At 59.3% G+C, this 12,211-nt stretch carries 12 protein-coding genes; 4 read left to right on the forward strand and 8 right to left on the reverse strand.

What is annotated here, in order from left to right:
• Positions 1 to 5 precede the first annotated feature (5 nt).
• From GTU67_RS10335 to GTU67_RS15390, 6 genes are read right to left on the reverse strand one after another with little or no spacing between them, the layout of a single operon-like run.
• Positions 6 to 1,133 carry a type II secretion system F family protein gene (locus GTU67_RS10335; RefSeq protein ID WP_185779991.1) on the reverse strand — a complete coding sequence of 376 codons (1,128 nt, stop codon included), beginning with the start codon at positions 1,131 to 1,133 and terminating at the stop codon, positions 6 to 8.
• Positions 1,130 to 2,875, reverse strand: coding sequence for a GspE/PulE family protein (locus GTU67_RS10340; protein ID WP_249417677.1), 1,746 nt, complete (start codon positions 2,873 to 2,875; stop codon positions 1,130 to 1,132). The genes GTU67_RS10335 and GTU67_RS10340 overlap by 4 nt, the downstream gene beginning before the upstream one ends.
• Positions 2,875 to 3,438, reverse strand: coding sequence for a hypothetical protein (locus GTU67_RS10345; protein ID WP_185779992.1), 564 nt, complete (start codon positions 3,436 to 3,438; stop codon positions 2,875 to 2,877). The genes GTU67_RS10340 and GTU67_RS10345 overlap by 1 nt, the downstream gene beginning before the upstream one ends.
• A complete protein-coding gene (locus GTU67_RS10350) occupies positions 3,422 to 4,735 on the reverse strand; it encodes a type 4b pilus protein PilO2 (RefSeq protein WP_185779993.1) in 1,314 nt (437 codons plus the stop codon). Before GTU67_RS10350 ends, GTU67_RS10345 begins: the two co-directional genes overlap by 17 nt.
• A gap of 2 nt (positions 4,736 to 4,737) precedes the next feature.
• The gene (locus tag GTU67_RS10355) at positions 4,738 to 6,333 is read right to left on the reverse strand and encodes a hypothetical protein (RefSeq protein WP_185779994.1); all 1,596 of its coding nucleotides are present in this window, start codon (positions 6,331 to 6,333) and stop codon (positions 4,738 to 4,740) included.
• A complete protein-coding gene (locus GTU67_RS15390; protein ID WP_249417678.1) occupies positions 6,330 to 7,313 on the reverse strand; it encodes a TrbG/VirB9 family P-type conjugative transfer protein in 984 nt (327 codons plus the stop codon). The genes GTU67_RS10355 and GTU67_RS15390 overlap by 4 nt, the downstream gene beginning before the upstream one ends.
• Before the next feature lie 439 nt (positions 7,314 to 7,752).
• On the opposite strand from GTU67_RS15390, the gene GTU67_RS10370 reads away from it, so the two are divergent.
• The 3 genes from GTU67_RS10370 to GTU67_RS10380 all read left to right on the forward strand — a co-directional run bounded on the left by GTU67_RS10370 (position 7,753) and on the right by GTU67_RS10380 (position 8,738).
• Complete coding sequence (locus GTU67_RS10370) at positions 7,753 to 8,034, forward strand: hypothetical protein (protein ID WP_185779995.1); 282 nt, start codon at positions 7,753 to 7,755, stop codon at positions 8,032 to 8,034.
• 75 nt (positions 8,035 to 8,109) lie between these two features.
• Positions 8,110 to 8,307 carry a hypothetical protein gene (locus tag GTU67_RS10375; RefSeq protein ID WP_185779996.1) on the forward strand — a complete coding sequence of 66 codons (198 nt, stop codon included), beginning with the start codon at positions 8,110 to 8,112 and terminating at the stop codon, positions 8,305 to 8,307.
• Positions 8,308 to 8,372: 65 nt separating this feature from the next.
• Positions 8,373 to 8,738 carry a hypothetical protein gene (locus tag GTU67_RS10380; RefSeq protein ID WP_185779997.1) on the forward strand — a complete coding sequence of 122 codons (366 nt, stop codon included), beginning with the start codon at positions 8,373 to 8,375 and terminating at the stop codon, positions 8,736 to 8,738.
• Between the two features lie 50 nt (positions 8,739 to 8,788).
• Here GTU67_RS10380 and purB read toward each other — a convergent pair whose 3' ends face one another.
• Positions 8,789 to 10,165: an adenylosuccinate lyase gene (purB, locus tag GTU67_RS10385; protein ID WP_185779998.1), complete on the reverse strand. Its 1,377-nt coding sequence runs from the start codon at positions 10,163 to 10,165 to the stop codon at positions 8,789 to 8,791.
• Between the two features lie 174 nt (positions 10,166 to 10,339).
• Here purB and GTU67_RS10390 point away from each other — a divergent pair, with 174 nt between their 5' ends.
• Positions 10,340 to 10,954, forward strand: a complete 615-nt coding sequence (locus GTU67_RS10390; protein WP_185779999.1) for a glutathione S-transferase — start codon at positions 10,340 to 10,342, stop codon at positions 10,952 to 10,954.
• A gap of 132 nt (positions 10,955 to 11,086) precedes the next feature.
• Here GTU67_RS10390 and mnmA read toward each other — a convergent pair whose 3' ends face one another.
• On the reverse strand, positions 11,087 to 12,205 hold the full coding sequence (gene mnmA, locus GTU67_RS10395; protein ID WP_185780000.1) for a tRNA 2-thiouridine(34) synthase MnmA: 1,119 nt from the start codon (positions 12,203 to 12,205) through the stop codon (positions 11,087 to 11,089).
• Positions 12,206 to 12,211: the final 6 nt, after the last annotated feature.

Here is a 12,211-nt window from a genome sequence, read left to right on the forward strand (position 1 = left end):
GCCCGCTACTGGCCGGCGTAAAAAATCATCAAGCCGCGACGCAACTCGTCAATGGCCACGTAATGCCAGACGCCCAAACCCAACATTGCCCCCACACACCACAACAACATGACCCAACGGGCCAGCGCGGCCTGCCGGGACACAACATGCAGTATTTGCGTACCCAGTCGCTGTTTGGTGATGTTCAAACCCTCAACCAGCCCGCGAACCAGCACCATATCTTGCAAGTACCAATAAAGTGCCCGATCGAACAAGCCGGTATCGAACGTTCTGGCCCCCACCCAACCCCGGTCGATATGCCGCATCATCTGGTCCAGATGCCAGGCCTGCCAACGGTTGGCGCCACGGCGCAACATGGCCAGCGCACTGCGCAACTGGGTCGACTCACCCTCGTGGCGAACCAGCACGACATGAAGCACCGACAACATGCGCACCGTGGCCACACAACGGTAAAGACGCCAGATCAGGAAGCGGTCCAGCCATTGCCGGACAGGCCCCACCAGATTGGAAAATGACCAACCCACCCAACAGACGGCGCAAACGACACCCAAAATGACCCACCCCCACCAACGGCCGCTAAAGCGGGAAAACGCAAACAGTCGTCGTGTGGCCGAGCCGTAATACTCGGTGGGCAACATGCCGAACACATCAACCAGCCGGGGCACCGTAAATAACGGGACGAGCAGCATCATGACTACCCAGACGAGCAACGCAATTACCGCCACGGTTACCGTATTGACCAGAATTTCGCGCGCATTTGCCACCAACCGCTGGACTGCGGCCAGGTCGTGCAGGGTGTCGATCAGGGCCACGTTGCCCGCCAACTGCGCCACACGCACAATGACCAGTTCGTCTTCGGGCAGCACGCCCCGCCAGGTGGCGTGCAAATCGCCGCCGGACATCGGATACGCCGCCGCCCATTGCGCCGACAGACGCCCGCGCGTTGTTTTCACGCCATAGCGTTGCGCATCCTGGCTGAAGATATCTTTCAGTGTCCGCGCACCGCCAACAGACCGCATGAAGCCCGACAGATAGTCGTAGTAATCGGCACGCTGACGACGAAAGCACCAACCATCAAAAACCTGCTTTGCAATGAGTTGCCACGAGGCCAGCCGACCTCGGGCGCGACTCATGGTGCCCCCAAGGCAGACAGACGATGATGACGCGCAAGGCGAGTGAACGTCTGAAACCGCAACTCGACGTCGAAAGGATCTATCTCGCCACGCGCAACCTTTTGCGCAGCACAGGCTCCGAAAGACACAAAGCACGATGAAAGATCTTCACTGCAAACATCGGGATGCAGACTATCGCCAACCGTGTTGCGGCGCACGGCCCCCAGATAGCCCGGTAACTGTTCCGGCACGAAGCATTCGGCCACCACCGTACGCCCCAGGTAACCCGACAAGGCCTGATTTCCCTGCCTGCGGCAATCGGCACAACCTTCCGGATTGCGAAACCTGACCCGGGCGGTATCCAGGCTGGGCAAAGAGCCAAGGACAGCAAGCAGATGCGGTGTCGTCGTCGCCATGCCGGACAACGGGCAAGCCGTCGGCGCCGTCAAGGCGCACCGGCCGCACAGCCTGGGCAGCAGCACTTGATGCACCACCAGCTTGAGCACGCCCGGCGTTGCCAGAAAATCACGGGCAACACCAATGACAGAGGATGCCAGCCGGTCGGGCACCAGCAGTGCCGAGGGTGCATGCGTCGTCGTATACACGCTCACCCCCGAACTGGCCAGATCCATAAAAGCCTCGCCGGTCTCCCGGTCACGCACCTCGCCCAACAAGACGTCAGTCATGGCCGAACGCTTGAGCGCGCGCAGCTTGGCTGAAAAACCATCATGCCGCTCGCGGGACGGGTCGCGACTGATCGTATTCTGAACGGCGCCAGGAATGAGATACTCCACCGGGTCTTCCAGCGTCATGACTTTCCGGTCGGGCGGCAGGGCGGCAATCTGTGCGGCCATCGACGTCGACTTGCCCGAGCCCACGGTGCCGGCAAAGACGACAGCCCCGCCTTCTCTTTGCACCGCCTGGCGAATCAAGCCGGCTTGCTCGGGCAAGTAGCCCAATTGTTCAAGATCTTGCTGTTCGTGGGCCCGCGACCTGTCAAGCAAACGCAAACAGACGCTGGGCCCGCGCTCGGCAGCCATGGATGCCCAACGCAACAAAATGCCACGACCATCGACCTGACGAACCAGCGCCCCTTGCTGCTCGCTGGTGGGGTCGAAAACGGCCCCGTTCCCTCCCCGAATATCCATCCAGACCACGGCAAGCATTTCGTTTAATGTGGCCGTTGGAATACGACGAAACCGGTCGGGCGCAACGTAACGGCCTTGCAAGGTAAAACGTACTTCGGAATCGGGCTGGTCATAGTGCACATTCAGGTGAATATCACTTGCCCCGTTTCGCACGCCCCACTCGACCATATCCTGGAAAGCCGCTGCCAGCGCGGACCCCGATGCCCCCGGCTCTAACGAAACCAGACCGCTTGATCCGGCCAACTGGTGGCGTGCAATCGACAACAACAAAGGGGCCGCCAGCACATAACGTTGCGGACACGCCATCCGGAACCCGCGCTCGCGCAACTGCCTGGCGAGCTCGTCGGCCTGATCTCCCCCAACGTGCTCGCCCAAGGCCAATATGGCAACGCTGTCATCGGTTAATTGCACAGGACACAGCCTGGCAGCCAAGGCCTCGACGCCCAGCTCGTTGCTTAGCGAACGACGAATGGGCGGCTGGATCACATGTAAATCGTCGGCCGACGACACGACAACCGCATCGGCGTAATCGAAGCGTTCATCAACCGGCAGAACGTCGCTGACCCGATGACGCGGAAAACGCAGATCGAGGCGCCAGGAAGATCGTTTCATCATCAGCCTTTCTCCGAGTCGTGGTCCAGACACAGGGTGACCCGGGCATCACCCCGCGCCAGCTGCACGCAGCGCGACTGAATCGCCTGCAGCAAGTAAACCTTGGGGTCGGCCACGCGGCCAACCGGCAATGCGCGGCCGTTTAAGTAAATATAGGTTTCGCCCTGCCACTGCACCTCGGCCAGCAAGCGCTTGCCGACACCGTAGATGCCCTGCAGCACCGGCCGGGTAACCAAAGACATCGCCCGATCCGGCGCAAGGGGTCGCCCCTCCTGCGCGCGGCGCACGGGAACGCGCTCGTCACGCATAAGGCTCAGTGCCAGCGCCGCTTCGGCCCGCATCAGCTCACGCACCAGCATCTGGTCATCCGCCAGGTGATCCGTCGCTGCAGCCGGGGGGGATTGTTCAGCCTGTGCAGCTTGTTCGACGGACGATGACGTGACAGCGACTCCCGGTACGGCAACAAGCATCAGTGCGCACAGGCAGCGCATCAGCAAACGCTGCGGCCGACGAAGCACGGCCCATGCAAGGCGACGGCTCGGGGTGCGCTCAACTTTGCCATTCATAGCGTTCCCCTTTTGCCGACAGATAAAGCTGACTTTGCTGCAAAGTAGGTCGTTCGAGGGCTTTGAGCGTCAGCGTGACTTGCTGCCAACGCACACCGGTCAGGTTGGGCAAGAGCAAGCTGTAAGAGCGCAACGGCCCCTCGACCTGAAACGACCGTACCTGATACGTGCGAAACCCTTCCGGTCGAGGTACCGGCGAACCTTGGGTGTCGACCGGCCCAGGAAACTTGTGTGGCACCGCAGGCGAAGCTTTCAGCGTGACGAACGCCCTGCTGATATGCTGCAAGCTGCTGAGCCAATACTTGTCCCCCCACCGGCTGTCATTCAAGACGGACGCTGAAAGCGGTGTGGCCGCCCCCGTCACCACCCAGTCCGCCTCAACGTCATCCACCGACAAGAAACGCAGTGCCCAGCCGTTGGGCGCCAAAGCCATCAGGCGTTGGTTATTGGCATGGCGACCGCTGCGGCGCAAGGACGCCGTACAGCGCCAGGTCCTGGAAAGAGGTTTGCACAACACACTGACCAGCCGCCATCCACTGATCTGGACAGGCACACGATACAAAGACAGCAACAACTGCTGCATCCCATCGACACCGTGCACCAGCACCGATGCAGTGGCCGCAGACCTGGCCGACACCCAAGCCTGCATCGTCGCCTGAGTGGACAACGGGCCGGGTGCCGGCTGCCCAGACAACCAACGGCCCGCGGCACCGGCAGCAAACGCACCGCCCCCCGCCACAACGCAAACAACCACCACGAACGCAGAAAGCCCTTTGGGCGCCCAGCGCCCCGGAATACGCCACAGTAAAGCTCTATCGTCGGCAGCAGCCGCCAACGCCCCCAGGCCTGGGGCGCCCGGATCACCCTGCGCAACACCCAAGTGCCGGATATGGGCGTACGCCAGTCGCAACTCGTCTATGAGCCCGGTGATCTGACCGATGGACCCCAGCACTATGTCAGTGCGCGCTATGACTGCACCTTCGTGCACGGCCACAAGCCAATGTCGCCCGGGCTGTAAAACAATGGATACCGCCACGGTTCCCGACGGGTACAGACCCGCCACAATCTGGGCCGCCGAATAATGCGGCTCGTGACGCGACGCCTCATTGCGCGGGAACTGGATCAACCCCATGGCCGCCGCATGCTCGGAGGGTGTCACGCAATGCGTAGCGCGATAGCGCCTGGCCTTTGCCATGACCTGCTTTCGGGTGTGCCCCCCGAGCAATGGCAGCCAGTCCAGGCCGAACACCAGACATTTGCCATCCAGACGCTCACACCACATCGTGTCATCGGCCATGACTAGAACCCCTCTTCGACTTGCGCCGTAATGACAATGACTGTCTTGATCTGCTGTTGCGCGGCGCGGTCGCTGCCCCCCAGCAACATGGGCATCCCTGGATTCAGGCGACGTGTGTCAAGCTCGTGCTGGGCGCGATCGAAGCCCGACACCAGCACAGGCTGACCCGGCTGCAGAACCAGCTGTTGAACCGTACCGTTGCCGTCTATAGTGACCTGTTGCAGCTGCAAAGGATTTCGCGCGTCGCCAAACGTCACTGATTTGATTGGTTGCGCTACGGTGTTGTCGTAAGCCAGTGACAATAAAATCTGACCGTTTTCCTGCGCATCCGGGATCAGGGTCAACAACGAACCCACCGTCTCTTCTTTCTGGCTGACCGACACGGTAGGCAAGCTGCTGTCCTGCCCTTGGCCCAAGGCCGTGGTTTGCACTTTGTCGATATACGAAAACGTTGTGCGAACCGCATGTGTGACCGGTCGTCGGTTTAGTGTCAATACCGGAACGCTGCTGCGCCTTACCACCTGCCCCACCTGACCAAGCGCTTTGATCATGGCCTCGGATCCTTTGAACGGCCCCTCGGCAAGCGACACCCCAAGACTGGCGGCCTCGGCCACAACAGACCCCGCCGACGCAGCCGAGGCCGCCATACGCGCGCTGGTAAAAACCAGATCCCAATCCATCCCGGCTTCCGCAGTCTCTTTCGTGACCAGGGTTATTTCTTCAAAGACCAGTCGGATACGACGGGTCAGCGCCAGGTTCTCCTGGTCGAGATAAGTCGCGATACGCTGCAATACTTCGGGCGTGTCGGTGACCACAACCAACGCACTGGCGCCCTCTTGCGCCACGGCAACACCGGCCCGCGTCAGAAAGGGCTCAAGACGTGCCTTTACAACGTCCATCACGCCAATTTGCTCGCTTTGCAGCCGTGTACTTGAAGTACTGGAAAAGCCCTGGTCCTGGCCGCTTCGATTGGCCCCCAGAGACGCCTCGGACTGGGCGGCCTGCGTCAACGCCCGGACATTGAACACCCGGGTTTCAGTGCGATAGAACTCGATACGACCCTGTGCGTAACGCCAGTACACCCCGAGCGTGGCCGCCACACTGTCCAGAATGGCTGACAAGGGCTGAGCCTCGCCATCCAGCCGCATGGCAGATTCGGCAGGCACCACAGCCCCCTGGCCCGCGGCATCTCCGCCAGCCAGTCGTGGAGAGAAACGTTCAAGTGGCCAGAGCGCTTCGGGCCGGACATGTACGGGTATCCCGGTCGCCGCAGTTATCCGTCGTGCAATCACCGGCAAAGGTCGCGGCTCGGCAGTAAAAATAAGCGTGGTTTTAACGTTGGCCCGCAACGCCACCGGCAATGTCAGCTCGCGCGACAGCGGTAGCGGTTTACCCACCAGCCAGGGGCGATCGACGTGCTGGGCCGAGCGGCGTACGTCGGCATCGGCCAATTGCGCAGCAAAAGCGCGCTGACGCTGATCGATACTGTCCCCCGTTTCTACAACCCGTTGCGATATCTCGCGTAACCGCTCGTGCAAGGCGCACCCGGAAAGCATCAACCCCAAGGCCAGCACCGCGCCGAACTTGAGCGACATCATGATTGTCCTGCCGCGGTACGGGTACGGTCACAGGCCTGCGCATAAGGCACGATACGCAACACGCGATTGGAATAAAAACAAGGCTGCAGTGGCTTAACCGCGAGTTCTGTGCTGCCAACCAAAGCCTGCACCGCCTCGATAAACGGCACATCGAAATTCGCCGCGCCGGTAATCGGTATATCGACATCCACCATCCAGTGCTCTGGCCCAAAATCCCAACCGGCCTGTTCCGCCCAGCGAACCAGGGTTTGGCGCAGCGTACCGTCGGATCGACCCACGGCATACGTCGGGGTTTGGGACGGCACCGGCGCAGGCCCAAGGTTGGCCTCCGACGGCGCAACAGGCATGATATCGCCCGACGCCTCCGGCGCAGGCAAAGTCGGCTCCGGGGCAACAAGCGACGACACCTGCGGTTGCGGTGACGGCTTAGGTAGCGACGGCACAGGCGGGTGCGGCGGCGTGGGCACCGGCAAGGGTGGTGGCAAGGGTGGTGGCAATGGCGCACCATGTGCAACCGGATGCACAGCAGTATTGTCCCCAAGGGCCTCGCCAGCACCCGCGCTGGGCAAGTCCTCGCCGTCCCGACGGGCAAAGGCTTGCAAATGACCGCCGCGAATCACCAGCAACGCCGGCACCTCGTCAATGACGAGAAAATCACCCTGGCGCCGAGGCGTCAGCAAACGATCGCCGGCCACACCCTGCTGCAGGGCCTGCTTGAGCGAACGGGCGAACAACGCCGGCACAGGGCTGCCCGGCCCGAACTGCAGCCAGACGTTGCGGCCGTTATCAAACACCTGCAACGGCGCAATATTGCGGTCACCCGACAAAACCCAGTCAAAATGAAACTGCCCCCCGCCCAATGCCGCACTGTCCGGCACCCCGGCCGGCTCGAGCGACTTGAATGCCGTTTGCAGGTCCGGAAACTGGGCGCACCCAGCCAGCAGCAGCATCGGCAAATACAACGTTCGCGTCTTTCCCATTCAAGCCACTCCCCCCGGGGAACATCCCCGTTGAACATGGACGTATGCTGCGGCTTTGGCGACGCCTAAAAAAGCCCGGGTTGTACGAATGGCCTGATTCAGCCACCATCGGCGCTTTTTTAATCCAATAAAAAATAATTATTTTTCAGTAACTTATAAAAAAACAAAAGCAATTAGATGCCGTGCTGACACACCCCAAGCCAGGGGCAAAAGTGTCCGCCACGAAACATTACATTTCGCAACACACACGCGCGAATGATTTTGCTACCCTTCAGTTGCCTGACCAGAAGTCGTTTCATCCGCTGCGACCCACGTGCACCCGGCTACCCACAATCAATATTCAAAAGCCTGCACATTCCGGTCGTTCAAAAGCCCGTATGTTGTCCACGGTTTTGCGCCCTCTGGTGTCCCACCGTGTCAACTGCACAGGAGACAACCCATGAATGAAACTCTCGACCTGTTCTGGGGACGCGCCCTTAAAATTGCGCGCCACTATGACACCGACGGCATGATTTTTGCCGACCTGACCGGCATGGCCGATGACTTTTCAGCCGGCTTCCACGAAGCTATTGCCGACACCCCCGAAGACAAACGCCAACACGCCATTGCAACGCTTCAAGGCAAGCTGAACGACGCGGGTAGCAGCGACCGCTACAACGACAGGTACTGCGAAGCCTTTACAGAGCTGGCCGCCAGCCTGAACCGCATCCCCATTTACTGACACGCCGGGTGTGGCGGCCTTTCGGGTTGCCACACCGCTTGACCACCTCGATGCCCCGCCGACTAGAATAGGGGCATGAAAATCGCAATTATTCTGGTCAGTATTCTTTCCATGGCACTTGCCATTGGCTGGCACTTAAGAAAACACAATGGCACCCCTGGCCGTCTTTCCTTCAGGCAAAAACTAAATATCGTCATGACCAGTCTGGTCACCGGCATCGTCGTGTATTTCGGGCTCCTGCTTGTTGCACTGGCCTGGATGGCCCTGCGCTGACAGACGTAACCCCACACCAACAGCTACAATGCAGTCTGGCAATCTTTACTACAGCGTGTGCAATTTTGAATCAAACACAGTCCGAAAACTGGGGTTTTCTGCACCCCGAATGCTTTGGTGACAAGGCCCTGGTGTTTTTCAGCTGGGACCTGGCCAAAACCATCGAACAACAGTTCCGTCTGCATGCCGAATCAAGCCTGGGTATTCAGCTGACCGAAGCACAAAAAGCCGTCGATCGCCTGCTCAAGCAATACGTACAAATACAGGCCAACCCGGCAGCCTTCGAAGGCCAAAGCATTACGCTCGAACTCGAGCAAGACGACAGCGATGGCGAATCAACGCCTATGCTGGCGCTAAAAACATCGCCCGAGCTCGAAGAAAAAATCCTGGCTGCCCAGGCACAGATGCAAAGTTCGCAAAGCGTGAACTGAAAATAATAATGCCCCCAACAGGGGGCATTGCATACCGGCAAAAAACAGGCTTAAATTTTACGGGCCAATTCGGCAGCCAGGCCGACGTAAGACCGCGGCGTCATGGCCAGCAAGCGGGCCTTGGGCTCGGCAGGTAAATCAAGCCCCTGAATGAACTCGGTAAGGCCTTGCTGGTTAATACCCTTGCCGCGTGTCAGCGCCTTCAGTTGCTCATAGGGCTGGGGCAAACCATAGCGACGCATCACGGTTTGAACCGGCTCGGCCAACACTTCCCAGCAGTTATCAATATCGGCATCAATGGCCGCAGCGTTAAGCTCAAGCTTGTTCAGCCCGCGCAGGCAGGCATCCCAGGCCACGGCACAATAACCAAAACCAACCCCCAGGTTGCGCAGCACGGTAGAGTCGGTCAGGTCGCGCTGCCACCGCGACACGGGGAGTTTTTCGGACAAATGACGTAAAACGGCATTGGCCAGGCCGATATTGCCTTCGGAGTTCTCGAAGTCGATGGGATTGACTTTGTGCGGCATGGTCGACGACCCGACCTCGCCTTCTTTGAGGCGCTGCTTGAAATACCCCAGCGAGATATACCCCCAGATGTCGCGATTCAGGTCGAGAATAATGGTGTTGGCCCGGGCGACTGCATCGAACAATGCGGCCATCCAGTCATGCGGTTCGATCTGGATAGAGTAAGGATTTTGTTCTAGCCCCAACGCGTTAAGCACGCCGGCACTGAACGCCGGCCAATTGATTTCGGGATAGGCCGAAATATGGGCGTTGTAATTGCCTGTCGCGCCGTTTAACTTGGCTAACGGCTGAACGGCAGCAACGGCGGCAATGGCGCGGTCGAGGCGCGCCACAACATTTGCAAACTCTTTACCCAGGGTACTGGGGCTGGCCGGTTGCCCGTGAGTGCGCGACAGCAAAGGCTGGTCGGCGTACGTATGGGCAAGCTCGCGCAGCTTGGCGGCAAGTTCAGTCAGCCGAGGCAACAAGAAACCATCGCGCGCACGTGAAAGCATCAGGGCATGCGATGTGTTGTTGATGTCTTCAGAGGTGCAGGCAAAATGAATGAACTCGGCCGCTTTGGCCAGTTCGGCGTTACCTGCCACCTGCTCTTTCAGCCAGTACTCAACCGCCTTCACGTCGTGGTTGGTGACCTTTTCAATATCTTTAATACGTGCGGCATCGGCTTCCGAAAAGTTATCGACCAGGGCCTTGAGCTGCGCACGGGCGGCCTGGCTGAACGTGGGCAGTTCGGGCAAGCCGGCGTCTGACAAGCCGATCAGCCACGCCACCTCAACCTCGACCCGATGGGCCATAAAACCGGCCTCGGACAGCGTGGCGCGCAACGGGTTACCCTTGGCGGCATAACGGCCATCAAGCGGCGACAGCGCATTCAATTGACTAAGTTGATCGGCGATTTGCATTACGACTCACGAAGAAAAAAACAAGCCGGGATTTTACCACCCACCCCATACTGTGGGATATAAGGCACAGAATCTGTCACGAAGCGCCGCCGCCCCGGCATCCGGCCTTTGCAGGGGCTGACATCAGCGCCATCCCTGATATACTTTTTGCACCTTCTACTTCAAGATTTCGCCATGAAACTTATCGGTTCGCTGACCAGCCCATACGTACGTAAAGTTCGCATTGTCATGGCAGAGAAAAAGCTCGACTACGAGCTGGTTCTTGAGGATGTCTGGGCGGCCGACACCAAAATCAAAGAATACAACCCGTTGGGCAAGGTGCCCTGTCTGGTCACCGACGACGGCGGCAGCATTTTCGATTCCCGCGTTATCGTCGAGTACCTCGATACGCTGTCGCCCGTAGGACGTTTGCTGCCGCAAAGCGGGCGCGACCGCACCGCCACAAAATGCTGGGAAGCCATTGCCGACGGCCTGCTCGATGCGGGCGTTACCATTGTTGCCGAAGGACGTCGCCCCGAGCACCTGCGCAGCGAAGACTGGATACAACGCCAGCGCGGCAAGATTACGTCGGCGCTGGTCTCGATGGAGCGCAGCCTGGGCCCAAACAACTACTGTATGGGGGTTAACCTTAGTCTGGCCGACGTCGCGGTGGGCTGTGCCCTGGGTTTTCTCGACTTTCGCATGCCCGACCTTAACTGGCGTGAAACCTACCCGCATTTGGCTGCGCTGTACACCAAACTCCTGACGCGACCATCGTTCTCGGCAACCATTCCCAAATTGCCCTCGTAAGTTTTACGCACAGTTCAACTGTGAACACGGTTAAGCCCAACGCTAAAAGGCCCGGACAATTCCGGGCCTTTTAGCGTTGGGCTTAACGTTTTGCCATCAAGAGGCGCCGTACAGACCACACCCATACAGGCGTCAGATGATGATCCCGCCGCCCAGGCAGACATCGCCGTCGTACAAAACCGCCGACTGCCCCGGAGTCACCGCCCACTGAGCGTCGTCAAAGCGCAAGGTAAAGCAACCCTCTTCAGTGGCAGACTCGAGTGCGCACGCGGCATCGGCCTGCCGGTAGCGCGTTTTCGCACCAAAGGCACCGGCTTTTGGCGCATGACCCGCCACCCAACTGGCATCTTGGGCCTGTAACGTGTGCTGCAACAACCAGGGGTGATCATGCCCCTGGACCACATACAACACATTGTTTTCAAGGTCTTTGCGTGCGGTGTACCAGGCCTGCGCCGTACCATCGTCGCTCTGATGCCCCTTCACACCACCAATGCCCAAGCCTTTGCGTTGCCCCAGCGTATAAAACGCCAGCCCCTGATGGCGTCCGATGGTTTTACCATCGGGTGTTTTGATGGGGCCCGGCTGTGTTGGCAAATATCGGTTAAGAAACTCCCGAAATGGACGCTCGCCGATAAAACATATGCCGGTGGAATCTTTCTTGGCTGCGTTAGGTAAGCCCAACTGCTGTGCGATTTCGCGCACTTGAGTTTTAGGGATTTCGCCCAACGGAAACAAAGTTTTCGACAACTGGGCCTGATTCAGGCGATGCAGGAAATAGCTTTGATCTTTGGTGTGATCGAGCGCCTTGAGCAATTGCCACTGCGGGCCGCCGGCACCCTGCACTTCGCGGACACGCGCGTAGTGCCCTGTGGCAATGCGCTCGGCCCCCAACGACATGGCATGATCGAGAAACGCCTTGAACTTGATTTCGGCGTTGCACAAGACGTCGGGGTTGGGCGTGCGCCCGGCGGAGTACTCCCGCAAGAATTCGGCAAATACCCGGTCTTTGTACTCGGCGGCAAAGTTGACGGCCTCGATTTCAATACCCAGCAAATCGGCCACACTGGCGGCGTCGATCCAGTCTTGCCGCGACGAGCAATACTCGGAGTCGTCGTCATCTTCCCAGTTTTTCATGAAAAGACCGACCACTTCGTACCCTTGTTGCTTGAGCAGCCAGGCAGACACCGACGAGTCGACCCCGCCTGACATACCGATAACAACACGCCCCTTCGAGGCAGACTGTGCTGACATGCAATA

Origin of the sequence: Pusillimonas minor (assembly GCF_014237865.1) — a bacterium.
GTDB lineage: Bacteria > Pseudomonadota > Gammaproteobacteria > Burkholderiales > Burkholderiaceae_B > Neopusillimonas > Neopusillimonas minor.

Excerpts from the sequence above, each read along its gene's own strand:
- GTU67_RS10335 (WP_185779991.1), bottom strand. The coding sequence starts at position 1,133 with ATGAGTCGCGCCCGAGGTCGGCTGGCCTCGTGGCAACTCATTGCAAAG.
- GTU67_RS10340 (WP_249417677.1), bottom strand. The coding sequence starts at position 2,875 with ATGATGAAACGATCTTCCTGGCGCCTCGATCTGCGTTTTCCGCGTCAT.
- GTU67_RS10345 (WP_185779992.1), bottom strand. The coding sequence starts at position 3,438 with ATGAATGGCAAAGTTGAGCGCACCCCGAGCCGTCGCCTTGCATGGGCC.
- GTU67_RS10350 (WP_185779993.1), bottom strand. The coding sequence starts at position 4,735 with ATGGCCGATGACACGATGTGGTGTGAGCGTCTGGATGGCAAATGTCTG.
- GTU67_RS10355 (WP_185779994.1), bottom strand. The coding sequence starts at position 6,333 with ATGATGTCGCTCAAGTTCGGCGCGGTGCTGGCCTTGGGGTTGATGCTT.
- GTU67_RS15390 (WP_249417678.1), bottom strand. The coding sequence starts at position 7,313 with ATGGGAAAGACGCGAACGTTGTATTTGCCGATGCTGCTGCTGGCTGGG.
- GTU67_RS10370 (WP_185779995.1), top strand. The coding sequence starts at position 7,753 with ATGAATGAAACTCTCGACCTGTTCTGGGGACGCGCCCTTAAAATTGCG.
- GTU67_RS10375 (WP_185779996.1), top strand. The coding sequence starts at position 8,110 with ATGAAAATCGCAATTATTCTGGTCAGTATTCTTTCCATGGCACTTGCC.
- purB (WP_185779998.1), bottom strand. The coding sequence starts at position 10,165 with ATGCAAATCGCCGATCAACTTAGTCAATTGAATGCGCTGTCGCCGCTT.
- GTU67_RS10390 (WP_185779999.1), top strand. The coding sequence starts at position 10,340 with ATGAAACTTATCGGTTCGCTGACCAGCCCATACGTACGTAAAGTTCGC.
- mnmA (WP_185780000.1), bottom strand. The coding sequence starts at position 12,205 with ATGTCAGCACAGTCTGCCTCGAAGGGGCGTGTTGTTATCGGTATGTCA.